The organism is Paenibacillus sp. BJ-4, assembly GCF_020404765.1.
Taxonomy (GTDB): domain Bacteria; phylum Bacillota; class Bacilli; order Paenibacillales; family Paenibacillaceae; genus Paenibacillus.
Window position 1 is genome coordinate 27,274 of record NZ_JAIVEM010000114.1, and the last position, 26,725, is coordinate 53,998.

General features: G+C 45.5%; 16 protein-coding genes and 2 pseudogenes. 15 read left to right on the forward strand and 3 right to left on the reverse strand.

All coding sequences use genetic code 11. From position 1 onward, the window contains the following. The first annotated feature begins 12 nt into the window (after window positions 1–12). The 11 genes and pseudogenes from LCF57_RS18140 to LCF57_RS18185 form a co-directional block, all read left to right on the forward strand. Window positions 13–8,577 carry a type I polyketide synthase gene (locus tag LCF57_RS18140; RefSeq protein ID WP_226001952.1) on the forward strand — a complete coding sequence of 2,855 codons (8,565 nt, stop codon included), beginning with the start codon at window positions 13–15 and terminating at the stop codon, window positions 8,575–8,577. Between the two features lie 58 nt (window positions 8,578–8,635). Then, the gene (locus LCF57_RS18145) at window positions 8,636–9,511 is read left to right on the forward strand and encodes an SDR family NAD(P)-dependent oxidoreductase (protein WP_226001953.1); all 876 of its coding nucleotides are present in this window, start codon (window positions 8,636–8,638) and stop codon (window positions 9,509–9,511) included. Between the two features lie 22 nt (window positions 9,512–9,533). Beyond that, complete coding sequence (locus tag LCF57_RS18150) at window positions 9,534–10,487, forward strand: acyltransferase domain-containing protein (protein ID WP_226001954.1); 954 nt, start codon at window positions 9,534–9,536, stop codon at window positions 10,485–10,487. A 30-nt stretch (window positions 10,488–10,517) separates the two neighbouring features. Continuing rightward, entirely contained in the window at window positions 10,518–12,806 is a 2,289-nt protein-coding gene (gene fabD, locus LCF57_RS18155) for an ACP S-malonyltransferase (RefSeq protein WP_226001955.1), read from the forward strand. 262 nt (window positions 12,807–13,068) lie between these two features. Beyond that, window positions 13,069–15,129, forward strand: a complete 2,061-nt coding sequence (locus LCF57_RS18160; protein WP_226001956.1) for a glycosyl hydrolase 115 family protein — start codon at window positions 13,069–13,071, stop codon at window positions 15,127–15,129. 7 nt (window positions 15,130–15,136) lie between these two features. Further along, window positions 15,137–15,427: pseudogene (locus LCF57_RS18165) on the forward strand (S-layer homology domain-containing protein); the annotation flags it as partial. A gap of 240 nt (window positions 15,428–15,667) precedes the next feature. Further along, window positions 15,668–16,336, forward strand: coding sequence for a uracil-DNA glycosylase (locus LCF57_RS18170; protein ID WP_226001957.1), 669 nt, complete (start codon window positions 15,668–15,670; stop codon window positions 16,334–16,336). A gap of 16 nt (window positions 16,337–16,352) precedes the next feature. Beyond that, window positions 16,353–16,775: a hypothetical protein gene (locus LCF57_RS18175; RefSeq protein WP_226001958.1), complete on the forward strand. Its 423-nt coding sequence runs from the start codon at window positions 16,353–16,355 to the stop codon at window positions 16,773–16,775. Window positions 16,776–16,897: 122 nt separating this feature from the next. Continuing rightward, window positions 16,898–18,784: an Ig-like domain-containing protein gene (locus LCF57_RS18180; RefSeq protein ID WP_226001959.1), complete on the forward strand. Its 1,887-nt coding sequence runs from the start codon at window positions 16,898–16,900 to the stop codon at window positions 18,782–18,784. A 127-nt stretch (window positions 18,785–18,911) separates the two neighbouring features. Then, window positions 18,912–19,040: a hypothetical protein gene (locus LCF57_RS27645; RefSeq protein ID WP_264083695.1), complete on the forward strand. Its 129-nt coding sequence runs from the start codon at window positions 18,912–18,914 to the stop codon at window positions 19,038–19,040. 321 nt (window positions 19,041–19,361) lie between these two features. Continuing rightward, a pseudogene (locus LCF57_RS18185) lies at window positions 19,362–19,474 on the forward strand (IS3 family transposase); the annotation flags it as partial. 138 nt (window positions 19,475–19,612) lie between these two features. Here the strand turns inward: LCF57_RS18185 and LCF57_RS18190 are convergent. Beyond that, on the reverse strand, window positions 19,613–19,915 hold the full coding sequence (locus tag LCF57_RS18190) for a hypothetical protein (protein ID WP_226001960.1): 303 nt from the start codon (window positions 19,913–19,915) through the stop codon (window positions 19,613–19,615). Between the two features lie 383 nt (window positions 19,916–20,298). Next, window positions 20,299–20,496 carry a hypothetical protein gene (locus LCF57_RS18195; RefSeq protein WP_226001961.1) on the reverse strand — a complete coding sequence of 66 codons (198 nt, stop codon included), beginning with the start codon at window positions 20,494–20,496 and terminating at the stop codon, window positions 20,299–20,301. Window positions 20,497–20,635: 139 nt separating this feature from the next. Here LCF57_RS18195 and LCF57_RS18200 point away from each other — a divergent pair, with 139 nt between their 5' ends. Continuing rightward, entirely contained in the window at window positions 20,636–21,073 is a 438-nt protein-coding gene (locus tag LCF57_RS18200; protein WP_318840714.1) for a NucA/NucB deoxyribonuclease domain-containing protein, read from the forward strand. 25 nt (window positions 21,074–21,098) lie between these two features. On the opposite strand, the gene LCF57_RS18205 is transcribed toward LCF57_RS18200, so the two are convergent. Beyond that, entirely contained in the window at window positions 21,099–21,251 is a 153-nt protein-coding gene (locus tag LCF57_RS18205; protein ID WP_226001963.1) for a hypothetical protein, read from the reverse strand. Between the two features lie 113 nt (window positions 21,252–21,364). On the opposite strand from LCF57_RS18205, the gene LCF57_RS18210 reads away from it, so the two are divergent. The 3 genes from LCF57_RS18210 (at window position 21,365) to LCF57_RS18220 (ending at window position 26,595) form a co-directional block, all read left to right on the forward strand. Further along, window positions 21,365–23,191, forward strand: coding sequence for a sensor histidine kinase (locus tag LCF57_RS18210; RefSeq protein WP_226001964.1), 1,827 nt, complete (start codon window positions 21,365–21,367; stop codon window positions 23,189–23,191). After that, a complete protein-coding gene (locus LCF57_RS18215; RefSeq protein ID WP_226001965.1) occupies window positions 23,166–24,791 on the forward strand; it encodes a response regulator transcription factor in 1,626 nt (541 codons plus the stop codon). The genes LCF57_RS18210 and LCF57_RS18215 overlap by 26 nt, the downstream gene beginning before the upstream one ends. Before the next feature lie 121 nt (window positions 24,792–24,912). Beyond that, window positions 24,913–26,595, forward strand: coding sequence for an extracellular solute-binding protein (locus LCF57_RS18220; RefSeq protein ID WP_226001966.1), 1,683 nt, complete (start codon window positions 24,913–24,915; stop codon window positions 26,593–26,595). Window positions 26,596–26,725 lie beyond the last annotated feature (130 nt).

The following is a 26,725-nucleotide window of genomic DNA, read 5'->3' on the forward strand; positions in this document are numbered from 1 at the left end:
GAGGCAATTGAGATGAAAGACTTTTTTCAATATATTCTAGGTGAGGTAAAAAGCGGACGATTGCAGAAAGAGGAGGGAATTACCAGAATACGCCAATTTCAAGCTCAAATGGCGTCACGTGGGATCCCGCAAAGCGAAGCAGGGACTGCGGGACCCGTGGTGGATGCGGGAGTCCTTATGCTTGAGCCTTTCTGGAAAGAACAGGTTGCTCTCCAGAAAGTGACACCCCCTGAATTTAGCCAGCATCTGGTGGTGCTCTGTGAGCTGGATAATATCTCAGAGCACAGCATTGAGGCACTCATGCAAGGTGCCCGATGCATTAAGCTGCATGCCAGCCACAGCGACATGGATGAGCGCTTTCAGGCCTATGCCCTTCAGCTGCTTACGGAAGTGCAAATGGTTCTCAAAGAGGACTTCAGGGGGAGCGTACTGATACAGATTGCAGCTTCCTCACAAAACGGACAGCAGCTCTTCGCAGGACTTTTAGGATTGCTGCAGTCAGCCGAGAAAGAAAACCCGAAAATCATGGGGCAATTCGTTGAATTGGAATCTGCAGGTCTGGAAGATATGATTGAGAAATTGAAAGAGAACAGCCAATATCCAAAGGATAAAAGGATACGGTATGAGGACAGTAAACGTCTGGTTCTCGGCTGGAACGAGATGAAAGCCTCTGGGACAACGGGAAGGGTACCCTGGAAGGATCGGGGGATTTATTTGATTACGGGCGGCGCAGGAGGTTTGGGGCTTATTTTTGCGAAGGATATCGCCCGTCGAGTCAGGGAAGCCACGCTAGTCCTTGTAGGCCGTTCAATGCTGGACGAAGGCAAACAGGCCATATTGGAGGAGTTAGAGGCGCTGGGAGCCCGCGTGGAGTACAAGCGAGTGGATATAGCCCAGAAGGAAGAGGTCTCCAAACTGATCCTTGAAATCAGGGAAGAGTACGGGGACCTTGATGGCATCCTCCATAGTGCCGGTGTGATACAGGATCGTTTTATTATCCACAAGACGCAGGAAGGGTTCGCGGAAGTGATGGCGCCAAAGGTTGCCGGACTGGTGAACTTGGATCAGGCTACCAAGGAGCTCAACCTTGATTTCTTTATCCTCTTCTCCTCAATAGCAGGGATAATGGGCAACCCTGGTCAAGCCGACTATTCTGCGGCTAATGCGTTTATGGATGCCTATGCCTTATATCGAAGCAGCCTTGCAGCCTCGAAGGAGCGTAAAGGACAGACGCTGTCTGTCAATTGGCCTCTCTGGAAGGATGGAGGGATGCAAGTGGATGATGATACGGAGATGGCTTGGCAAAGTATTGGCATGGTAGCCATGCAAACTTCAAACGGCATCAAGGCGTTATATGATAGCCTGGCCTCTGGTCAGAAGCAGGTACTGGTGATTGAGGGTAACCTGTCCAGATTGCGAAAGTACTTATTGGAGCGCCAGCCACAGGAGAAAGTGTATGTTGAAGAGTCAGCCCCTTCACCGATAAATGCTGAGCTGCTTCTGGATAAAACCTTACATCAGTTAAAACTGTTGTTTGGAGAAGTGACCAAGCTGAGCATAGACAAGATTGACGCCAGTGAGCCTTTGGAGAGCTATGGCATAGACTCCATCATGATTACAAGGCTCAATCAAAAGCTTCAGGTTATTTTTGGAGAAATATCGATGACCTTATTTTATGAATATCAAACATTGGAAGCCTTAGCGGAATATTTTATTGCAGACTACCAGAAGGAATGCGTACGGTGGACAGGGCTTGGAAGCGAGCTGAAGCCGGAAGAGAAATCCGTCTCCATCTCCGCATCCATGCATGTTGCTAGCGCATTTTCTTTGCCGACCCTGCCAAATGAAGCAAACAATCGTATCAGTAGCACGGCTATTGACAGTGAAAGTGTGAAACACGAGGGAATAGCCATTATTGGTATGAGCGGACGATATCCGCAGGCGAAAAATATAGAAGAGTATTGGAGTAATCTGCAACAGGGCAAAGACTGTATAACAGAAATCCCTGCGGGACGCTGGGAGGGAGAAGATTTCTATTCTCCCGACATAAAGGAAGCTGTTGAGAAGGGTAAAAGCTACAGCAAATCTGGAGGATTTGTAGAGGATTTTGCAGACTTTGACCCTCTCTTCTTCAATATATCCCCCCGGGAAGCGATGAGTATGGACCCTCAGGAGCGGATGTTCCTGCAAGAATGCTGGAAGGCTTTCGAGGACGCAGGATATAGCAGGGAGCAGCTTGCTATACAATATAATGGCCGGATCGGCGTCTTTGCAGGAATTACCGGAACAGGCTTCAATTTATACGGGCCAAAGCTGTGGGAACAAGGAAAACCTGTGTTTCCACGCACATCCTTCAGTTCGGTAGCCAACAGAATATCCTATTTACTGAACTTGAAAGGGCCTAGCCTCTCAGTCGATACGATGTGCTCCTCCTCGTTAACTGCAATCCATGAGGCCTGTGAGCATATTTATAACGGAGAATGCGAGATTGCCATCGCAGGGGGAGTCAACTTATATCTTCATCCCTCCAACTTTGTCTTTCTCAGTACCATGAGGATGCTATCGCCAGAGGGGCGGTGCAAGAGCTTTGGAGAAGGGGGAGATGGATTTGTCCCTGGCGAAGGCGTTGGCGTTGTGCTGCTAAAACCTTTATCCCGCGCCATTGCAGACAAGGACCATATCTATGCGGTTATTCGGGGAACGAGTATCAATCATGGAGGAAAAACAAATGGATATACCGTACCAAACCCGGTAGCACAGGGTGAACTGATCAGGGAGGCTTTTGATAAAGCTGGTGTTAATGCCCGGACAGTCAGTTATATTGAAGCCCACGGTACAGGGACAGAGCTCGGCGATCCTATTGAAATTACAGGGCTTTCGCAGGCATTCAGGAAAGATACGCAGGACACGGGGTTTTGCGCTATCGGCTCGGTAAAATCAAACATAGGCCATTTGGAAGCGGCCGCGGGGATTGCAGGCGTCGCTAAAATCATCTTGCAAATGAAAAATCGGCAAATTGTCCCCAGCCTGCACTCCAAAGAATTGAACCCTAATATAAACTTTGCAAAATCGCCATTTGTAGTCCAGCAAAAGCTTTCTGAATGGAAGCGTCCGATACTGGAGGAAGACGGTGAGAAACGGGAATACCCGAGAATTGCCGGGATATCTTCCTTTGGAGCCGGAGGGTCTAATGCTCATATCGTCCTTGAAGAATACATCCCTGTGGAACAGGATGACTTCCAGATTGACTTGACCCCTCTAGGACCAGCCATCATTGTTCTGTCGGCGAAAAGTGATGGAGCATTGAAAGAGCAAGCAACCCAATTGGCTGCTGCTATTGATAAAAATGGGTTCTCCAATAACGATCTGTTGGATGTGGCTTATACCTTGCAGGTAGGGCGTGAAGCGATGGAAGAGCGCCTCGCTGTGGTCGTTGAGTCAATGGAGGAACTAAGGAACAAGTTGCGGGAATTTATCGGAGGAAGACAGAATATTGAGCGGCTTTACCGAGGACAGGCTAATCGGGACAAGGAGCGCTTGGATAAGGTTGCGGGGGAAGAAGCGTTAGCTGAAACGATTGATTTAAGGAATATAGCAGAGAAATACGGCAGACTTTCGGATCTATGGATCAAGGGTGTTCATATGGACTGGGGCAGACTTTACGGTGATGCTCAGCCTCGCCGTATCAGTTTACCCACATATCCCTTTGCCAAGGAACGCTATTGGATCTCTGTAGATGAAGCCAAGCCCGCCGATGGCGTGGCAGCAAACTTACATCCGTTACTGCATCAAAATACCTCCGTGCTTTCTGAGCAAAGGTTTAGTTCAACTTTTAGCGGCCAGGAGTTTTATCTGAAAGACTCGGTAGTTGACGGAAGGCTTGTCTTGTCGGAAGCGGTATGCCTTGAAATGGCGCGGGCAGCAATTGAGCAGTCCTTAACAGTGCAGGAGAAGGGTCAGGCCAGCATCACGATTAAAGACATTGTATGGACACATGCTCCCGTCACAGGAGATAACCCGGTAGAAATACATATAGGGCTTTTTCCGGGAGAGCAAGGACGAATTGGCTTCAAAATCTACAGCAAATTAACAGAAGCCGGGGACCCTGTCTTACACAGCCAGGGCAATGCCGAACTGGAGATTTTAAATGAAGCGGAAACATTGGATATACAGGCTTTGCAGATGGAGTGTATTCATCATGTTTCGCCTGGGATAGGTGATCAGGCAGTATGGGCCATGGGAGCCGACTGCGGTCCGGAATACCAGACCATTGAACAAGTGCATATAGGCCAGGGACTGGTATTGGCCAAACTATCGCTGCCTTCCGGTATCAGGAATACTGGGGGTCCATTTGTGTTGCATCCCTCCATGATAAACGCTGCCTTGCAGATGCCAATATACTTGCTTTCGAATGATGAAAAGGTTATGCAGCCCTCAGGCATTGACCCGCTAAAAAAGCCACTGCCGACTGCCATGGAGGGGCTTGAAATATTTCGGGAATGCCCCCGTGAAATGTGGGCGTTGGTCCGGTATTGCAGAGGAACCCGGGCTGGTGATAGGACGCAGAAATACGATATTGATTTGTGTGACGAGGTAGGCAAGGTCTGCGTGCGTATGAAAGGGAGCTCCTACAAAGAAGCTGACGCTTGTGAGAAAACACTTGGTGCCATGATGCTCGAGCCCTGCTGGAAAGAACAGGCGGTTGCGGGAGAGACCATGGACATCGACTACGAACGGCATGTGGTAATGCTTTGTGAAACTGATACCATTGCTGCGGGAGATATCGAAGCCTCTTTGACAGGAGTGGAATGCATCACTTTGCAATCCGGCATGGAGGAGACCGACCGGCGCTTCGAAATGTATGCTGTTCAGGTTTTTGAGAAGATAAAAAGCATTCTGATTGACAAGCCCAAAGGCAAGGTGCTGGTGCAGATTGTAATGATGCCTACAAATGACAAACAGCTTTTCTCCGGGCTGTGCGGCATACTCAAAACCGCCCAAAAGGAAAATCCAAAAATCCATGGGCAGTTGATTGAAGTAGAGGTAACAGAACAAACCGAAGGGCTCATTGAAATACTAAAGACGAGCAGCCAGCGTCCCGAGGACAGCCGCATTCGGTTTACAGAAGGTAAGCGTTGGGTCTCTGTATGGAATAAAGTGGAAATTACGTTGGAGACGCCAGATATTCCATGGAAAGACCATGGAATTTATCTGATTACCGGAGGTGCAAAGGGTCTAGGTCTTATTTTTGCTAAAGAAATTGCGCGTCAGGCCAGGGAAGTGACCTTGATTCTTGCTGGACGCTCACTACTGGACCAAGACAAGCAGGTCCAATTGGAAGAATTGGAGGTATTGGGCGCCAGGGTGGAATACAGGCAGATAGATGTCACGCAAAAGGAAGCTGTGGTTGGCCTGATTGAGAATATCCAAAAGGTATACGGCGGAATAAACGGCATCCTGCACAGTGCTGGAATAATCAAGGATAACTATATTATAAAAAAGACAAGCATGGAATTTAGGACAGTACTGGCACCCAAGGTTGCCGGACTGGCAAATTTGGACCAGGCCAGTAAGGACATTGCCCTAGACTTCTTTATCCTTTTCTCGTCAGGCTCGGGAGTGGGAGGTAATGCAGGTCAGTCTGACTATGCTGCCGCGAATGCTTTTATGGATGCATATGCCTGGTACCGCAACACCTTGGTATCCTCAAAGGAGCGTATGGGCAAAACGTTGTCCATCAATTGGCCGTTATGGAAAGATGGCGGAATGCGGCTTGACCAGGAAACGGAGAAGGCCCTGCAGAATGTGGGGATGTTTGCGATGGGGACAGAGACAGGCATTAGTGCCCTGTACCAAAGCATAGCCTGTATATCTGATCAGGCCATGGTGATAGAAGGAGACATAGAGTTGATCAGCAGAATGATGGTCATGGAGGGACAGCTTGAAGAAAGCGGCGAAGCAGCCCGGGATCAAGCGCTTGGAACAGAAGCTTACATTCTCTCCTACACAGCAAACAACACAGTGTCCGGGCGGGAACAAGATCAACTGCGTGAAAAGACGGTCAATTATTTGAAGGCTCTGCTTTCTTCGTCTACTGGACTGTCGGAATACCGCATTGAAGAAGAAAAAAACCTGGAAAACTATGGGGTTGACTCCATAAAGTCTATGGAAATAACCGATCAGCTGGAAAAAACATTCGGATCGCTGTCGCGGACCTTGCTTTTCGAATATCCGAATATTCGGAGTTTAACGGAATATTTCCTGGAATCCCATCAAGACCAATTGATCGCTTTGTTTGGCATAGATCAGGCAGCAGCCGCAGGCGAAAAAGTCGGTATAACTCCTGCAGCAAGTAAGGCGGGACCACAATTAGGAGAAGAGCGGCTGCATGAAAAGGTGACAAGTTATCTTAAGGGCCTGCTTTCTTCGTCCACGGGACTGCCAGAATACCGCATTGAAGAGGATAAAAACCTGGAGAACTATGGGGTTGACTCTATAAAGTCTATGGAAATAACCGACCAACTGGAAAAAACATTCGGATCGCTGTCGCGGACCTTGCTTTTTGAATATCCGAATATCCGGAGTTTAACGGAATATTTCCTGGAATCTCATCGAGACCAATTGGTTGAATGTTTGGGTATAGAGCAGGAGGTAGTGGCAGTAGCCGACACTAATCCCATTAGGATCGTAGAGACCGTAGAAGCACCATCACCGATATTTCGACGTCCTCAATTTTTGCCATCCCGTGTAGAGTCTAAGGAGGAAGAAAAAGGAACGATGGACATTGCTGTCATCGGGGTGTCCGGAAAATATCCCGGGGCGGAAAATATTCGGGAATTCTGGAGAAATCTCCAAGAGGGCAAGGATTGTATTACCGAAGTTCCTAAAGATCGTTGGGAACACGATCTTTACTTTGACAAGGAGAGAAATAAGCCGGGGAAAACCTACTGCAAGTGGGGGGGCTTCATGAAGCAAATAAATCCGTTGGATTCGGCCTTTTTTCATCTCAGCCCCCACGAAGTAAGTTTGATGGACCCCATGGAACAGCTTTTCCTGGAGATTATCTGGAACTTGCTTGAAAGTGCAGGATATACGCGAGAAGTGTTGGAGAAGAAACACCAGTCCAAGGTAGGTGTCTATATCGGTGCTACGTATCATAAATACTGTTCCTGTGATACGGATACAGATACCCTTCGAGTAACATCCTTTGGGTCTGTTGCAGTCGCAAACCCCATGTCGCATTATTTCAATTTCCAGGGCCCGAGCATATCCATTGATACGATGAGCTCTTCCTCTGCTGTGGCTGTCCATATGGCATGTGAAAGTCTGATCAGGGGAGAGTGCCAAATAGCGGTGGCTGGCGGGGGAAATCTATTAACGAGTCCCAAAAAGTATATTGAATCCAGTCAAAATCAATTGATTGGAAGCCATGAAGATAGCAGAAGCTTTGCGGATGGAGACGGATATCTTCCGGCGGAAGGGGTTGGAGCTGTGCTACTAAAACCGCTTCATAAGGCTGTACAGGATGGAGATTGCATTTTAGCGGTTATTAAATCCACGGCAACCAATCACGGGGGACATAGCAATGGGTATACGATCCCTAACCCCAACGCGCAGGCGCAGCTGGTCGAAGAGAATTTTTTGAAAGCCGGTATTGACCCGCGGACAGTCAGCTATGTAGAAGCAGCGGCAAATGGGTCTACATTGGGAGATCCAATTGAAATTGTCGCTTTGAATAAAGCTTTCCAGAAATTCACGCCTGAGCAGCGCTTTTGTGCCATTGGCTCGGTCAAATCCAATATAGGCCATGCAGAAGCAGCTTCGGGGATATCGCAGCTAACCAAGGTCATATTGCAATTGTGGCATCGAAAACTGGTTCCTACCATTAAAGCTGAGAAGCTGAACCCCAATATTAATTTCAGTAATACACCATTTTATCTGCAGCGTGAGCTTCAGGAATGGAAGCGGCCTGTAATAGAGATCCAGGGAGAGGAGGGAGAATTCCCGCTGCGGGCTACAGTAAGCTCCTTCGGTGCGGGAGGTTCTAATGTTCATTTCATTCTGGAGGAATATATCCCTTCGCCAAAAGAAACCGTTCATTTACGAGTGGGAGATCAAGCCGAAGTGGTGGTCCTTTCGGACATCAATTGGGAGAGACTGAAGGCTCATGTGAATCAATTGCTCGAATATCTGGAGCTGCAGAGCGATTTTTCCTTACAGAATATTGCTTATACACTTCAGACAGGGCGCGAAGCGATGAAGTGCCGGGCGGCAATCGTAGCGAGTTCGCGGGAGGAGCTGCTCACTGGCCTTAGAGGACTTCTTGAATTAGCCGGTAAGGGTAACGAGCTAGAAGGGGCGTCTATTCCGCTATTTACAGGAGAAAGTGGAGAAGACTCAAATACGAGTGCGCTTCTTGCAGGGAAAATAGGCGAGACTGTTTCTCAAATCCTTCTAGAGGAGAAAAACCTGGAAAATATCGCGATGTATTGGACCCATGGGGGCAGGATTTCATGGGAGGCGCTCCATGAGGGAAAAGATGTCCGCAGAATTCCCTTACCAACATCCCTGTTTTGAGTAAAAAATTATGAACCGAACACTGTCAGAAAAAATACGAATTATTCCGGAGGTAAAAATGAGGGAGTTTAAAGAGAAGATAGCCGTGATTACAGGAGCTGCCAGCGGAATTGGCCGCGCTATTGCAGACCGATGTGTAAATGAGGGTATGAAGGTCGTCCTGGCGGATATTGAGGAGGAGGCCCTTCTAAGGGCCGAAAAAGAATTGAGGGAAATTGGCGCAGATACGCTATCCGTGGTGACGGATATTTCCAAAGAAGCTGATATTCGTTCATTGGCGCAAAAAACGGTTCAGACTTTTGGCGCTGTACATCTTTTGTTCAATAATGCAGGGGTGGATGCCGGCACTGGCTGCTTATTATGGGAAAATACTGTGGCCGATTGGCAGTGGGTAATAAACGTCAACATTTGGGGGCTTCTCTTTGCAACCGAAATTTTTGTTCCTATTATGCTGAAACAGAAGACTCAATGCCATATTGTAAATACAGCATCCATTGCTGGTCTGTTATCCGGCCCCGGAAATGGAATATATAGCGCATCAAAGCATGCCGTTTTAAGCCTGTCTGAAACTCTATACCAAGAACTTAGACTGATAGGTTCCAATGTAGGAGTTTCAGTTGTCTGTCCGGGGTTCGTCCGTACCCGAATTATGGATGCGGAGCGGAATCGCCCGACGGAGCTGAATAAGCAGACCGGAACAGGAAATCTTCCCCCCGAACGGCAAGTCATTAACCAATTGGCTCGCAAGGCTGTCCAGAATGGAATACTTCCTGAGGATGTAGCAGATCAGGTTTTTGAGGGAATCAAAAGAGGGCAGCTATATATCATAACAGAACCGAAGTTCAAGCCTGCAATAAAGCAACACATGGAGAATGTTCTTAACGAAAGTAATCCCACGGCTTCCCAAATGCAATTAGTGCGCAGTTTGTTGTGAAATATTAATGTGGGGGTACAGGATGGACAAATCTGTGGTTTTTATGTTTTCAGGCCAGGGCTCACAATACTACGGCATGGGAAAAGAATTATATATGTTAAATTCCGTTTTCCGAAAATGGATGACCAGGTTGGATGAGATTCATACGGATATTACAGGTAGGTCTGTATTAAAAGTACTGTACGATGACACCCGTCAGAGGGGAGAGGTGTTTGACAGCCTGTTATATACTCACCCGGCAATTTTCATGGTAGAGTATGCTCTCACACAGGTGCTGATGGACAGGGGCATTCATCCTGATTATGTGTTGGGTTCCAGCCTTGGTGAGTTTGCATCTGTTGCCGCAGCTGACGGTATGAGCTATGAGGATATCCTACATTGCCTTGTCAAGCAAGCACAAATGGTGGAAGCCTCCTGCCGGAAGGGTGGCATGCTGGCCGTAATTGGCGATTTTAGATTATATGACGAAGTATCCATATTGAATACCAACTCAGAGTTAGCATCTATCAACTATGACTCGCATTTTGTCATTTCAGGCAGCTGTGAGGGTTTGACAGAGATTGAACACTACTTGAAAGCAAATGAGATTATATGTCAAAGACTGCCGGTCCAGTTTGCTTTTCACTCTTCCTTAATCGACCCCATAGCATTGGAATATACAGCTTTTTTAAAGCTTAAGACCGTAAGGAGCCCGACAATAAATATGGTTTCATCCATGTACGGCGGGAAGGTGGTATCCCTTGACAACCGTTTTCTATGGGATGTCGCTAGAACGCCTATAAATTTTCGGGGTGCCCTAAATTGTCTGGGAGACGGGGACGGGGTTATTTATATTGACCTTGGCCCCTCAGGTACTCTTGCTAATTTTGTAAAATACAATTTTGGCAACAAGAAAAAGGCGAGCGCATTTTCCATTCTTTCACCTTTTCAAAATGACGTGAAAAACTTGGATCGTTTGTGCGAATTATTCGACTAGTATGCATTCACTGTAAAAAGGAGGACATAAATGATCGCATATCTGTTCCCTGGACAAGGGGCTCAAGCCAAAGGTATGGGTGAAGGACTGTTTGATGAATTTCAAGAATTGGTGGCAAAAGCGGATGCTATTCTTGGTTATTCTATTAAAAAGCTGTGCCTTGAAGACCCTGCTAATCAACTGGGACAAACGGATTTTACCCAACCTGCGCTATTTGTCGTAAACGCTCTGAGTTATCTTAAAAAAATAAAAGAGACTGGTAGAAAACCCGATTATGTTGCAGGACATAGCCTGGGTGAATACAATGCCTTATTTGCCGCACAAGCACTTGACTTTGAAACCGGCTTGAAGCTGGTTAAAAAAAGAGGAGAGCTGATGGTTCGGGCTGTTGGTGGCGGAATGGCAGCGGTGATAGGCTTGGAAGAAGAAGTATTTAGAGAAGTTATTGAGAGAAATAAATTAACAGAGATTGATGTTGCCAATTTTAATTCGCCAACTCAGATTGTCATCTCGGGACCGAAGGACATGATTGAGCAGGCGAAACCCATTTTTGAAGATGCAGGAGCCCTAAACTATGTGGTTTTGAATGTAAGCGGAGCATTTCATTCCAGGTATATGGAAAATGCCAGACAGAGATTTGAGACCTACGCGGCGCAATTCGAGTTCTCGAAAATGGAGATCCCGGTTATTTCAAATGTCCATGCCAGACCCTATAAGCAACAGGATTTAAGAACCACGCTGATCCACCAGATCGTAAGCCCGGTCAAATGGTCGGAAAGTATAAGATATCTGATGGGTAAAAATGTAACTCAGTTCATCCAGGTCGGGCCTGGAAAAGTCGTGACAGGATTGGTCAATGCAATACAACGGGAAGCAGAACCGCTGATCGTGATGGAGGATGAAGTTTGTAACGAGCAGGAACAGGAAATAACGCCGGAAAACACTTCGATAAATTTTGGAAAACAATTTACTGCGGAGTCTCTAGGTAATAACGAATTCAAACAATATTATGGACTTAAATATGCATATCTTATCGGTTCAATGTACAAGGGAATATCTTCAAAAGAAATGGTCGTAAAAGCAGGAAAGGCAGGAATGATGGGATTCTTTGGGGCAGGGGGAGTCAAGATAGGTGCCTTGGAGGAAGCAATAAAGTACGTTCAGAAAGAATTGAACAATGGCGAAGCCTATGGGATGAATCTTATTCATGTTCCGGACCATCCGGACATAGAAAATAACATCGTTGATTTGTACATAAAATACGGTGTTAGAAATATTGAAGCTTCTGCCTTTATGAGCATAACGCCTTCTTTGGTAAGGTACAGGCTGAAGGGTCTGAGACGGAATGCAAAGGGGATCGTAATACCACAGAACAGGATTATAGCGAAAGTATCAAGACCCGAGGTGGTTGAGGCCTTTTTGAGTCCTGCACCCCAGAATATCGTAAATAAACTGCTGGCCGAAAATAGGATAAGCCGGAATGAGGCTCTGATGGCAATGGAAATTCCGATGGTAGACGATCTGTGCGTTGAGGCTGATTCAGGCGGACATACCGACCATGCAGTTGCATATGTACTGATCCCATTAATGCTTAAAATGAGGGATGAAGCGATACTTAAGTATAAATATAATAAAAGTATAAGGGTAGGGGCAGCCGGGGGGATCGGAACTCCACAAGCAGCTGCGGCAGCGTTTATACTGGGTGCGGATTTTATCATGACCGGTTCAATCAACCAGTGTACGGTTGAAGCAGGGACAAGCGAGGAAGCAAAGGATTTGCTCCAGCAGTTAAACATACAGGATACAGACTACGCTCCGGCAGGGGATATGTTTGAAATGGGCGCAAAAGTTCAGGTTATGAAAAAAGGAGTCTTTTTCCCGGCCAGGGCGAATAAATTATATGATCTCTACCGTAATTATAATTCCATAGATGAAATTGATAGAGAAACAAAACGATATATTGAAGAAAAATATTTTAAGAAAAGTATCGAACAAGTATATGAAGATATTAAAGCGTATTACCCGGCCGAGATAATTGAAAAAGCTGAGAGAAATCCCAAACGTAAGATGGCGTTGATATTTAGATGGTACTTCACTTATTCTACCCGACTTGCATTGAATGGAGACAAAACCAATAAGGTTGATTATCAAGTACACTGCGGACCAGCACTAGGCGCATTTAACCAATGGGTTAAGGGGACAGTCCTTGAGGATTGGAAGAATCGGCATGTTGATGAAATAGGACAAAAAATAATGGTTGAGACTGCAGAATACCTGAATGAAAGGTATAAAGCTTTAACTACAAGCCTTACATTCTAGTTTGATTGAAGCATTGGCAAAGATCCATTTCACTGAATCGGCGGATGTCTCTCGTCTATGAACTACCGGCCTCTCAAATATCTTGGCTGGTAGACCATTCACCAATCCTTTTCAGGAGGAAGGGGGGCGCTTGGATTGACAAGCCGCCATTCAGTGGATAGTGGGCAGTGTATATGTAAAAGGATATGGTAAAAGCCTTTGAGATAGCAGGTTAAAATAAAAGGAAGAAGAATCTTCACAGTTGAATAGGAGATGACCATACATGAACCCCTGTGAACCTCTGATCATTTCATCTGAAAGCGGATACACTCTTCGGGCTGTCGGAAGTGTGCCGATTGCCTACGCTTGGAGAATGATTGCGCGAGATCATGAGCAAGTGTTTGGCAGAGAGCCCTTGCAAACAGAAGAAGGGGCCTCAATCATTATCCGTTATGCGCAGGAAGAGGACAGATGTCCACAGTGGCCAGAGGGCTATTGTTTGCGTTTTGTTGCTGATGGCATGAGAACGATACTTCATATCACCGGCCGTGATGAGCTGGGGATCATTTACGGGTTGCTTCATTACAGTCGCTTCGTTTTGGGTGTGGAACCGTTCTGGTTCTGGGCGGAACTTCCACCGATCAAGCGGGATACCATAGTCCTGCCCAGCCAGGATTATGACAGTATACCGCCCAAGGTTCGATATCGGGGGTGGTTTGTCAATGATGAGGTATGCCTGATTGGCTGGAAGGATGATTATCCGCCGACGGAGCAGGTATGGGAGCCCGTTTTTGAAGCATTACTTCGCTGCGGTGGCAACATGGTAATTCCGGGGACGGATTTACCACGTACGGGTATCCAGCATAAGCTTGCAGCCGAAATGGGATTATGGATTACACACCATCATGCCGAGCCATTGGGTGCGGAGATGTTTTTGCGTGCTTTTCCGGGGAAACAGGCTAGCTACAAAGAGCATCCCGAGCTATTTGAGCAGCTATGGCAGGAAGCGATTGAGCGGCAGAAGAGAGAGAAAATTGTATGGGTATTGTCTTTTCGTGGACAGGGTGACAAGCCTTTTTGGGAAAATGATCCTTCCTTTAATACGCCGGAAAAACGTGGACAATTAATATCGTATGTGGTTCGCAAGCAGTACAGTATGATCTGCGAATTTGTGGAGCAGCCTGTGTGCAGTATGGCGATGTATGGCGAGATTGCTGAGTTATACAAGCAGGGTCACATTGAAGTTCCTGAAGGGGTCATTAAAATATGGGCGGACAATGGTTACGGCAAAATGGTATCTCGTCGCCATGGAAATCTCAACCATCGTGTAACGGCATTACCCGGGGGGGAGGACGAAGGCAAAAACGGAGTCTATTATCATGTGACTTTCCACGACCTGCAGGCGTCAAACCATCTTACTCAATTTCCTTCCTCTGCCGAGCTGATTGCCGACGAATTAACGGCAGCATTTGCCGCAGGAGCAGACGAGTATCTGTTGGTTAACTCAGGTAATATTTTACCGCATTTATATACTCTGGATTTGACAGCAAGTTTATGGACGCATGGCCACGTGGATGCTGAGCAGCAGCTAACTGATTTTATCGGTCGGTTGTACAGTCGTCAGCATCAAGAGATTTCCCAATTATACCGGGATTATTCCCGTTGCACTATCCTTTACGGCCCGCATGAGGATGATCGGGCGGGGGAGGAATTCTATCACCATCCAGCACGGCAAATGATGGGCTTTTGGCTACAAGGCAAAGAAGGCAGTGATGAACGACTGTGCTGGGCTGCTGGAGAAAGACCTTTTGCTGAACAGGTACGCTGGTTCAAGGAAAAAGCCGAGTCGGCTATCCCTGGCTGGGTTGAGCTGCAAGAACGGTGCCTACAAATTATGAAGCAATTGTCTGAAGATGAATGTCGCAGGCTGTATAATCAGCTTCTTGTACAGATTGAATTGCATTTGAGCGGTTGCCGCGGGCTGGCTAACATCTGCATCGCCTATGGGTTATTTCTTGAAGGAGACTATCCACGAGCATTTATACAAGCTTCGCATGCAGTTTGGAGCTACCGGACGGGTAAAGAAGCGCTCTCGCGCGCAGGGACTGGAAGATGGGAGCATTTCTACCGGGCGGATTGGTTGACCAATCTCGATAACACCATTTCTCATGCGGACACCGTACGGAAATTTCTCCGAATTCAGGGAGATAGTCCCGATTTGTTCCTGTGGTACAAACAATATATCATGCCGGAAACTGAAAAACATATTTATTTGGAGAATACGCATCGCAAGCCGCTACCTGATGATGAACTGGCACGCTGCTTAGAGAGGGTACTATATTAGAATTTGGCAAGCTCTGACCAAGGAAGAGTTCACCCACATGTTGATTCAGGGCGTGGAAAAAGCAGGCGTTCTTCCCATGATTAAAATCGCACCTGTGAACATTGCTGACGACAACGAACTGGAGCCTTCTTATCAAGGTAGCATCCAACGCTCGCTAGTGTACAAGGTCAATACTTTGGATACGAATGAAAAGTTTTGCCCAAAAAGCGAGATTACACGTGCTGAAGCTGCTGTTATGTTATATAATGCACTGGAATACTTGAATGCTCATACAAATTCGTCACGAATACAGCAATAAAGAGCTTTTCAATGGGTGGATTTAAGCTTTCAGTTACTTGACATCAATATCGTTAATGCTATAATAAGGAAATCGAATTTAGACCCTGCGGTAGCTGACTATCGTAAGATTACTTTTCTGGTCCTTCGGCAAAACAAAGTAACGAATAAATAAGCTGGCTCCGGATGAGGGGTCAGCTTATTTTTTTGGATAAAAAGCTTGCAATTTAAGATATCTACATAGCGAGAGGAGACAGGAGTTATGTTTGGGAATGATTGGGATGATGTACTACGGGAAGAGGTCGAAAAGCCTTACTTTAATGAATTAAGATACACATTAGCCCGTGAGTACAAGATACACAAAGTATATCCCCCGAAAGAAGATTTGTTTTCAGCACTCAAATTAACGCCATATCATCTTACCAAAGCGGTTATACTGGGACAGGACCCCTATCATGGAGAGGGACAAGCTCACGGCTTGAGCTTTTCCGTTAGGCCAGGTGTGCGCACGCCGCCGTCTCTACTAAATATATATAAAGAGATTCGAGATGATATCGGCACTCCTATTCCGAATCAGGGTTACCTTGTTCCCTGGGCTGAACAGGGCGTACTCCTGCTGAACAATGTACTGACCGTGCGTGAAGGACAACCGCAATCTCATCAGGGAATAGGTTGGGAACGTTTCACGGATGCTGTGATTGAAGCGATCAATGAACGTGAGCAGCCGGCAGTGTTTATTTTGTGGGGCAGCCATGCTCAGAAAAAAGCAAGCTTCGTAAATACCAGCAAGCATTTGGTGCTGAAATCCAGCCATCCAAGTCCGTTAGCGGCTCATCGGGGCTTTTTTGGCAGCAAACCTTTTTCGCGTACCAATGCATTTTTGCAGGAGCATGGAATGGAACCGATTCGGTGGGAGATTCCTAACCGCTAGCACTGGAGGTGGGGACATGCGTCAGTGGAAGGGACGTCAGGTCATCTTATATTATGGCAACAACGGTCATACCCAGAAGGTGCGCGGGACGCTCGAAAAATGGGATGATACACGCAAGTGCGTTATTTTAGGCCCGAAAATGTTGGCTATTCCTTTTGAAAATATTGCGTATATTTCCATGCTTCCTCCCGGACGTGAGCGCCGAATCCGCCACCCGGCCAAGCTGAACTCTTTTGGCTATGTAATGAGCGTTCCATTGCAGTTTGATAATGCCATTCATTTTCAATCGGCAGTTTCAGTTTGGAAAGATGACCAGTTGATTGCTTACAATATCAGGTTGGTTAGTCATACAGATCACGATGTCATGCTTGAAGATGGACAAACCTTGTCAAAGAAAGGGCATTTGTTCGTGGTGAGGTCGCTGCGCGGAGAGCTTTAACTGTAATAATTCACCTTTTTTTTCGTTTAAGGGTTCAAATTAGTTGACTGTTTACCGATAAAAGGTAATGGGCTTGTTAATAATACCCTATTTATAAAGATGAAACCAAGGGAGAGAAACGAATGGAACGTATGAAACGTATGAGCAAACGGAGTACCTTCTTACTAGCTTTGCTGATGTTTGTATTTGCGGCATGGCCAGCAGGTTTGATCCGGGCTGAGGAGAGCACGTCTTACACGGTCGAGTGGGATAGTCAGAATCCAACTACAGTAAATCTGGGTGGAAACCCTGCGCAATTAAAAGTGTGGTTTGTGACAAAAGACGGCAAAAAGGATGTAACTCAAGATGCTGAATGGATCTCCGGGGACTCAAGTATTTTAAAGGTAGAAAAGGGACTCATTACCCCAGTATCGAAAGGACAGGTCAAAGTTACCGCCACACATGAAAACCGGACGGTAGTGACGACCATTACAGTAAAATCGCCTTACAGTAAGCTGCAATTAAATCCGTCAGGTCCCATTAATCTAACGATTGGCGGAGAATCAAAGCAACTGACTGCTCAAGGTGTGCTTAGCGGAGGCAGTACAGAAAATGTGTCTGGTGTAGAATGGACATCTACGAATTCGACCGTTGCTACTGTAGAAGATGGACTTGTTCGTCCTCTTGCCAAAGGCGTGACTTACATTAAAGCGAGCAAGGATGGACTTAAAGCACAAACGATCGTGTATGTTCGTTCTTCCTCCCAGGCATTGATATTGAGTGCCACCGGCTCTAAATCGGTCTTTCTGGGAAGCTCCCCAATTCAGGTCAATGCAACCGATGTAAGCCTGACGGGTAGTAAAACCGATGTAACCAATACGGCAGAATGGACTTCGTCCAATCCGCTGGTTGCCACAGTGGAGCAAGGTAAAATCACTCCGATGGATGCAGGAAATTCGACGATTACAGCTTCCTATCACGGTTTGAGCAAGACGCTGAAGATTAATGTGCAGCCGACTGTTGAAAAGCTGGTATCGAGCAAAGCCAGTCTGACGCTCGAAACAGGCAGCAAAACTTCTCTTCCGACGATATCTGCTTATTTGGTCAATGGGGCTAAAAAAGCAGTTCAATCTGATGTGAAATGGAGCTTAAGCAGTGAAAGTGCAGTCAAAATAGCCAATGGCAAGCTGGTTGCAGTGAACCCAGGCAGCGCTACATTGACAGCGACAGTAGGTGCGCTCAAGCTGGATATTCCAGTGACTGTGCAATACAAAGTGCTCAAGCTGACGGCTTCCGAGAAGAAATATGTGCTGGTTGCAGGACAAGAAACGAGTATTCCGACAGTAAAAGCCCACATGGCTGGTGGAGGAATCCTTGATGTTACGAATCAGGTAAGCTGGGTGGCCACAACAGCGGCAGTTACAGTAGCAAATGGTAAAGTAAAAGCGGTAAGTGGCGGCAACTCAGGAATCAAGGCAATGTATATGAACAAATACGTGAAGGTGCCTGTCATTGTGGAAGGAGCTATTTCTACATTGACTCCAAGCTTTACGAGTGCTGATATGAACTTGAAAGGGAGTAAGTCCATCAAAGTCATCGGCATTTATAAAGAGGGTAAAAAAGTTACGCTGAGCAGCAAGGTAAAATGGACTACATCGAATGCTTCCGTAGCGGTCGTAAAAGGGTCATCTATTAAAGCGATTGGAATTGGAACAGCAACTATTACAGGCACGTACCAAGACAAGTCGTTTAACGTGGAGATCAAGGTAACACCTAAGCTACTCAAGCTAGTCTTGAGCAACAAGAACCTGAAGCTCCCTAAAGGCTCCTCTCAAGTGCTCAGTGTCAATGCAGTTTTTGATACAGGTGCGATGACCAATGTGACAAGCTCAGCGGTGTGGACATCTTCCAAGCCGTCGATTGTACAGGTAACAGGCGGACAGGTGAAGGCAGTGGATACCGGAAGTTCAAGCATCAAGGTGGTCTATGGTGGTAAAACTGTAGCGACATCTGCCAGAGTGCTAAAATAATTTTCGTGCATTGCCAAATCGGCTTATAAAAAAATAACCTCTGGTCCCAAATTGAAGTGCACCCCTTAGAATAGACATTGGAATAAACCCCTGGTTTATCCGATGAAATCTAAGGGGTGCATTTTTTATGCCGGCGAAAAAAGGAACAAAGTTTAACGAGTATACGTTTGAAACCAAGGTAGAGGCCATACGACTCCATATCGAAGAAGGTTGGACATATCGTAGACTCATGGAGAAGTTTGGGATCGCAGATTGACATCGATTAAAAGAATGGATGCGCAAATACAAGCAACTCGGTGAATTCGGGCTAATAGACCAGCGAGGACGGCGTAAGGAGTATATCGGTCAGGATAGGTATGTACAGGAGATGAAGCACACAAATATATAACCATTGAGAAAGCTACGAAAGACTATCCCATTAGCAAACTTTGTACGTTTTTCAAAGTCTCCAGAAGTGGATATTACACCTTCTTAAAGCGGAGAGGAGTAGATCGAGATCGGGACGAGAAAGCACTTGTGAAGAAGGTATATGAGCAGTATAATCATGTGGCGAAAAATCTGCTAACAGGATTTTAAGGCGGAAAAACCTAATCAAAAATGGGTCACAGATATCACGCAATATCGTGTGGGTGATTGCTGGCTATATCTGTCTGCGATTAAAGCTTGTTCAATAACGAAATTATCGCGTACCACAATCAAATGTCGACCACAACGGAAGTTAAATAAGCTGCCTCCGAAAGAGTATCGGAAGCAGCTTATAGCCTAGGATCTTTTTTTAGTGTCTATAAAATGGGGTCTTGACCACAATGACCGGGAGTTATTTTTAAATTACTCTACGCCGTCCTGATAATGGTTTTTCCAATGCTTATCCCCTCTGTGGGCGAAGTCTTCAACTGTCTTTTCCAGAGTAGCTACCAGCTGGGCTTTAATCTCGGAAATCGTATCGCGGAACAGTCTTTCCTCCGTACCATTGATTTTCTCACCATACAAAGCCTGAGCAGCTATAAATTGACGATGTTGTTCCACAAAATTATCAATCGAATGCAGTGCATGCTCCACATATTGCGAAATGCTATGATGCTCGTTAGGCAGTTGCAATTTTAATTCCTGAACTTTATTTAATAATGCCATGATGATCACCTCGTACGTTTTATTATGTCAATAATTATACATTATTTTCGGAAAAATTTCATTAATTTTTGATTAAAATGTGATTTTTATTATGTCATGATTGCATTTTCATTGGTGATCGGGCATAATTTTCGGAATTATTGCACATTACCTCTGCATCGTGATTTTAAGATTTGAAATATATAATATAAAGATGATGTAAAGCGGGCTGCGACAGCTGTCTTTCTGACATGCTATAATGTTGAAAAGCCAGTCGGAAAGGTTGTCAGTATGGTATGAAGCTTTTTAAAGGTTTATTTTGGGGATTATTGATCAGTCTTCTCCTGTGGTGTGCCTTGTTTGGACTTGTCCGATGGATATCACATTGAGTCGTTTGTCTTATCTTATACGATAACTCTTGTGACGGTATCCACGTCCTGAATTGAAATCGTATATACGTGTTCGTCATCGTAGAGCTTGAATTGCTGATCGTCTTCTGGGTCAGACAGGAGCTTAGGCCAGCCAATTAAGGTACTTCCATTGTGTAACCGGATTACAACGGCTTGCATGTGGCTCACAGCCAGTTTAATCTCATCATTCATCTGTGCAACCTCCTCTCTATACTATTTGTCGTCGAATATTCAACCTTTTTTTATAGTTCGTAAGGGGTTACAAAAAATAAAATCCAGGGATTCCTTGGTTGAAGGCATCCACTGGAATAGCTTGAAGGGAAGAGGAAAATTGAAGAAAAAAATGTTAAGTTTTATAACTGTAGTGCTATTGGCCGCGGGCGTGTATTGGTTTAAAGGAGCCGATCTTCTTACTAAAACACCAGAAGAGAATCCGTCTTCATCAGCACAGGTTACGCTGCACTTTCCAACGGATCGTTATCCTGAAACGGCGCAGCATATCAAGGAAGCGATTCAGACGGGAAAATCCTCGGTATGCACCATTGACCGCGAAGGAGCCGAGCAAAATCGCAAGCAGTCGCTTGCAGGAGTTCCTACTCGCAAAGGATACGATCGGGATGAATGGCCGATGGCGATGTGCTCAGAGGGTGGTCAAGGTGCAAATGTCAAATACATAGCTCCTAAGGATAATCGTGGGGCAGGTTCATGGGTTAGTCACCAATTGGATGAGTATGAGGATGGAACTCGCGTAAGATTTGTCGTGAGGTAATTTGTCATGAAATAGTAGGGTTATTTTATTTTTTATTTCCCTTAGGAGCTTCCTGTTTGGCCTTAACCAACGCCAAAAAATCAAAAAAATCACCTAGTGTAGTGAAGCCGGCACCTAAAATAGCCAGATCTTCAGCGGATAGCTGATTGAACCATTCCATTTGCTTAGCGTCAAACATTTTATCACCGCCAACCGTTGATAATGTATAGTATGTACTGACAGCGGGGAAGGTCAGGGCTCAAGCATACCATTTAGTATGCCTGTTTTTTGTGCAGAGGATGTGTATATCACATGTTAAAATTTAATTTTTATACGAAAATTGTCTCCATCGTTATCGTATTGTTGATTCCTGTATTAATCCTGTATGTCTATTCAAACCAGATGACGACAGGTGTGTTACGTAACGAGCTGAATCAGTCTAATTATAATCAACTGACTTTTTTTCAAAATCAGGTGAATACGAATATTGAAATGATCTCCTCCTGGCCGCATCTACTGATTCATGATCCTGATGTTGCCAGCTTTCAAGCCATTTTTTTTAAGGACAAGACTCTCAATCTGGATGGAATTAATCTTGTCAAACGTATCCAAACCAAGCTTGGTCTTCAGGAAAGCTCATCAAATTGGAGAACCAGTCTGAATATCTATTCACCTTCACTTGGACGTGTTGTATCGGAGAATGGGGCCGGTTTTTATAACCAAAAGGATTTAAATCAATGGATTAAAGACGGCTGGCAGGTATCCAAAAAAAGAATGTACGGGAAGGATCAATTTATATTTTCATTGTATACATTATCCCCATTTTCCTCACTTGGTAATCCTGAAACCGCCAACACGATTATTAAGGTCGAATTTGACAGCAGTAACATTCAAGACATGCTTGATCGCTTTAAAGGTGATGGACGGAAAGAACCCTTTTATTATAAAAAAGGTGTAGGAGCGATCTATAATCGTACTGCAAATGAAGAGCTGTCCGGCAAGCTGATCACGAAATTGGAGAAAATGGGACTGCACGAGGTTGATAATCTGACCGTAAAAATCGGAGAAGAGAGCTACCTGGTTCATGCCGTCCTTTCGCAAACAACGGGCTGGTATTTAATTGACTACATGCCTTTGTCCGATATGATGTCTCCGATCTACTCATCGAATCGATTGTTTTATATCACCGTTGTTGGCTCGCTGCTGGTAGGCTTGATTGGTGCTTACCTGCTTCATTCACAGGTACAAGTGCCGATTCTTCAGCTTATGCGGGCATTTCGGAGATTAAAGGATGGGGACTATGCTGTTCGATTAAGCCCAAGGGGGAGTCACGAGTTTGCTTTCCTGTCCCTTCAATTCAATTTGATGGTCGAACAGATTCAGGAGCTGTTTGAGAAGGTGTATGTTGAGCAGCTGCATGTCAAGGAAGCGCGTCTAAAGCAGCTCCAGTCACAAATCAATCCACACTTTTTTTATAATTGTTTTTCGTTTATCACAAGTATGGCAAAGCTCCGCAATCATGAGGCGGTCGTGGCCATGGCGCATAATTTATCCAGGTATTATCGATATACGACAAGACAGGAACGGGATTTGGTTCCATTATCAGAGGAAGTCGAGTTTGTGAATTACTATTTAAAAATCCAGCAGATGCGTATGCCGCGGCTAACGTTTGCAACCGATATTTCTTCACAGGCCAACAGTCTGCTGATTCCACCGCTTGTGGTGCAACCACTGGTGGAAAATGCGGTGCTGCATGGAATAGAGCCACAAGCGGAGGATGGTATAATTCATATTATGACTGAGCATGTCGGCTCGTATATGTACCTGATTGTGGATGATAACGGACTTGGCTTGAGCACAGAGGCTACAACAGCCCTGAGTTCAACGCTTGACAAGCCGGTGGAAAAGGAACATGGATACGGGTTATGGAATGTGCATCAACGTATGCGATTGCATTTTGGAGAAGATGCAGGATTGGACTTCTCTTTATCGCCTTTGGGAGGACTGCGTGCAGTTTTAAAATGGCCGCTGTCAGCAGAAGCAGGTCAAGAGCAGGCGAATGGCTTGATCGAGTCTTCGTCGAATTCGAATATGGTTAAGATGGAGGGACCTAATGGTTCAGATATTACTGGTAGATGATGAGAGCTATGTAACAGAAAGCCTGGCGGCTACTATTCCATGGGAGGAGCTGGGTATCGAGAAGGTTCATCAAGCGGCTTCCGCATTAACAGCAGTGGATGTTCTAGAAGCGCATGACATTGATATTCTGGTTACGGATATTCGTATGCCTGGCATGACTGGACTGGAATTGATTGTTGAGGTAAAAGAGCGATGGCCGCACATTCGATGTTTGCTGCTCACAGGCTATGCCGATTTTGAATATGCCAAAAAAGCGATCCAGCTTAAGGCTTTTGAATATATTTTAAAACCGGTGGATGATGAGGAGTTTATGAAATGTGTGTCAGCTGCCATTGATTCGCTGAAGGAAGAATGGGAAGCTTTTGATAAGGTTCATCAATTACAGTACGGCCGCAGGACCGATTTTGGTGTGCTGCGTACCCACCTAATGCATGATTTGGTGCTTGGACGTCATCTGTCTGTACAATTGATAGAGGACAAGTTGTCACAGTACGAAATTATGCTACGCACGGGACAACGTGCCGGTATGCTGCTTATTCAGCTGGGCAAGCATTTTTCTGATATGGACTATCACTCGGTATCTTTAATTGAGTATGCGATTGGAAATATTGCTGAAGAAGTGTTTGCACCCGATTTTTACGTTTGGCACTGTAAAGCGCCACATGACTGCCTAATTGTATTAATAGAAGAAAATTGGAATCTAAGTTCCGATCGGAGCGAGGACGAGCAGAATCATATTTTGCGGGCGACGATTGAAAATTTCCGAAAAAATGTTAGCAACTACTTAAAAGGTGAAATTTACGTTACGGTAACCGGCTGGTTTATGTTCCCAGAGGAGCTGCCCAAGGTATATCAGTCAGCCATCAGATTATTATACTGGAACCAGCAGGATGAAACGGATACGCTGCTATTTATAGAAGAACAGCCAGAACAGTCGCACAACTCAGCCAAATTGTTGGAGGGGCTATACGTGCACCCGACGCTGACTCATCTGCTGGAGTCCAGGCAATGGGAAGAGGCTGAAGCGAAGATAAACCGTGTATTTGGAAAAATAGAGGAAGCAGGGTATACTCGTGAGCATTTATATGAGCTGTTTATTACGGTAACGAGTGCATTTATGTACACGGCGCATAAGCAGGGACGCTTTATTACGCAGATCGATCAAACCGGCTTTGACCCGCTGCATGCGCAGAAAATGGTTCAATCGTTCTCCAATCTTAAGGAATGGATATTTTCGATGATGAACAAGCTGAAGTCGGAATGGTCCGCAAGTGAGCAAAGCGCCAAAAGCTACGTGGTCAAGCAGGTTCAGGAGCTTATCTCCCAGGATAAAGGTCAGGAGCTGTCTGTTAAGACGATTGCCGATCAGGTTTATCTTCATCCGGTCTATCTGTCCAAAATCTATAAAGCTGAAACCGGAGAAGGTCTGGGAGATTATATCATTCGAATGAGAATGGAGCGGGCTCTCTATTTGCTCAAGTATTCCAACAAAAAAATATATGAAATTACAACCGAACTGGGCTATCAGAATCCCCAATATTTCAGTAAGATGTTCAAAAAGCATTACGGAATGACTCCGCATGAATTTCGGGACCAGTAGAGACGAAATCAGTAAAGATCAGTTGGGAAAGGTGCAGAAATATTTATTTTGTGACATAGGCTGCGTAGGAAAGCCCTCTTATAATAAAAGAGTAGAAAATGATTTTTTGAGGGGGAACAATATGCGAGTTCATTCGAAAAAAAAGCTATTGTCGTTGCTCGCCGCAACTATGGTATTAGGAGTTGGCCTTGTGGGCTGCTCGGGCACGGGGAATGATGGAAATACCAATAGCGAAGCAAAAACTGAAAACGTATACAAAGAAAAATACAATCCGGAAGTCACAATTTCCACAGTATGGGGTGTAGATCCTGCCTTAAAATTTAAAAATGGCGAATCTATCGAAAATAATGTTGCGACAAAATGGGCTAAAGAGAAATTCGGTATTAATGTAAAATCACTCTGGTCTGTCACGGATACGAATGGTGCATTTGCGACCAAGCTGCGTTTGGCTATGTCCTCCGGTCAGGAGATGCCGGACGTTGTTGTACTGGGAACGGAAAATGAGCAACTGGCGCAGGACATGATCGATTCCGGCATGTTTGCAGAAGTTGGTCCTTTGTTCGATAAGTACGCTTCGGATTCCTGGAAGCAAGCGATGAATCAGGATACGAATGTATGGAATCAGTATAGCCGGGATGGCAAAAAAATGGGTATTCCTGTACTGGATTTCGCCTATAACCACGATTACATATTGTGGGTGCGACAAGATTGGCTGGATAAGCTGGGCATGAAGGCCCCTCAGACGATGGACGAGCTGGAAAAAGTGATGGATGCCTTTAAAAATAAAAATCCGGACGGACTGTCTCCAGACAAAGTTATTCCGCTCAGCATCGGTTTTAAAACGTCCATGAACACTTGGATGGGTGACCCGTCCTGGATTTTCGGGGCATATGGTACACTCCCGCAACAGTGGAACAAAGGCACGAACGGCAGTCTGGAATATGGCTCCGTACAGCCTGGTATGAAGCCGGGTCTGCAAAAGCTGAGTGAGTGGCTCAAAAAGGGATATATTCCCAAGGAAGCGGCCTTGTGGGATGAAAATAAAACGTCAGAGCCTGCCGTTGCAGGAACTGCAGGTATCATACCGGGTCCATACTGGATGAGCGGCTGGCCGCTTTATGATACGGTCAAAAATGTGCCGAGCGCCGTATGGAAGCCGATCAAGATTCCAGTAGGGCCTGATAACAAAGCCATGCGCCATGGGACTCAATATACGAATGGTGTCGTACTGATTAACAAGCAAATGCAGCATCCTGAAGCTTTTTTCACTTATCAAAATTATTTGTTTGATCACTATGCAAATGCCAAACAGGACGGAGATTTGTCGAATGGGTTGTTTAAGGGCTACGACTATGATTTGGATGCGAACGGAAAGCTGTTGCCTAACGACAAAATACCAGGCGGTTATGTAAACTCTATTCGTTATTTGCTGGTTCGTGATGGTGCACGTGTACCTGATGCCCAAATGAAAGCTTTGTTAAGCTTGGCTAACGGCAAAGAAGCGGAAACCCGTCTGGAGAAGGATGTATTGGTTAACTACGGAAAGGGTACTCCTGCGGCTGCCAAAGTGTTGATGGAACAAAAGGACATCTCCATGAAGGATCAGTTCACGGGACCTACTACGCCAACGATGAAGGCCAAAAAGGATTATTTGGACAAGATTGAAAACCAAACCTTCAATGAAATTATTTATGGCAAACAGCCGATTTCAGCCTTTGATACCTTCGTACAGACGTGGAAGAATGCCGGAGGCGAACAAATTACAAAAGAAGTGAATGAGTGGTATAAGAGCGTTGAAAAGTAAAAACAGTTGAAACGGATTAGAAAGGCTGGTCATACCCCTGTCAAGTAGACAAGTGAAAAAAGGCTAAGCAGCCAGCGCGTGCCGGTACTCAATCGGCGCGCGCTGTTTGAGTTTGGCCTGAAATCGTTGG

Excerpts from the sequence above, each read along its gene's own strand:
- LCF57_RS18140 (WP_226001952.1), top strand. The coding sequence starts at position 13 with ATGAAAGACTTTTTTCAATATATTCTAGGTGAGGTAAAAAGCGGACGA.
- LCF57_RS18145 (WP_226001953.1), top strand. The coding sequence starts at position 8,636 with ATGAGGGAGTTTAAAGAGAAGATAGCCGTGATTACAGGAGCTGCCAGC.
- LCF57_RS18150 (WP_226001954.1), top strand. The coding sequence starts at position 9,534 with ATGGACAAATCTGTGGTTTTTATGTTTTCAGGCCAGGGCTCACAATAC.
- fabD (WP_226001955.1), top strand. The coding sequence starts at position 10,518 with ATGATCGCATATCTGTTCCCTGGACAAGGGGCTCAAGCCAAAGGTATG.
- LCF57_RS18160 (WP_226001956.1), top strand. The coding sequence starts at position 13,069 with ATGAACCCCTGTGAACCTCTGATCATTTCATCTGAAAGCGGATACACT.
- LCF57_RS18170 (WP_226001957.1), top strand. The coding sequence starts at position 15,668 with ATGTTTGGGAATGATTGGGATGATGTACTACGGGAAGAGGTCGAAAAG.
- LCF57_RS18175 (WP_226001958.1), top strand. The coding sequence starts at position 16,353 with ATGCGTCAGTGGAAGGGACGTCAGGTCATCTTATATTATGGCAACAAC.
- LCF57_RS18180 (WP_226001959.1), top strand. The coding sequence starts at position 16,898 with ATGGAACGTATGAAACGTATGAGCAAACGGAGTACCTTCTTACTAGCT.
- LCF57_RS27645 (WP_264083695.1), top strand. The coding sequence starts at position 18,912 with ATGCCGGCGAAAAAAGGAACAAAGTTTAACGAGTATACGTTTGAAACC.
- LCF57_RS18190 (WP_226001960.1), bottom strand. The coding sequence starts at position 19,915 with ATGGCATTATTAAATAAAGTTCAGGAATTAAAATTGCAACTGCCTAAC.
- LCF57_RS18195 (WP_226001961.1), bottom strand. The coding sequence starts at position 20,496 with ATGAATGATGAGATTAAACTGGCTGTGAGCCACATGCAAGCCGTTGTA.
- LCF57_RS18205 (WP_226001963.1), bottom strand. The coding sequence starts at position 21,251 with ATGTTTGACGCTAAGCAAATGGAATGGTTCAATCAGCTATCCGCTGAA.
- LCF57_RS18210 (WP_226001964.1), top strand. The coding sequence starts at position 21,365 with ATGTTAAAATTTAATTTTTATACGAAAATTGTCTCCATCGTTATCGTA.
- LCF57_RS18215 (WP_226001965.1), top strand. The coding sequence starts at position 23,166 with ATGGTTCAGATATTACTGGTAGATGATGAGAGCTATGTAACAGAAAGC.
- LCF57_RS18220 (WP_226001966.1), top strand. The coding sequence starts at position 24,913 with ATGCGAGTTCATTCGAAAAAAAAGCTATTGTCGTTGCTCGCCGCAACT.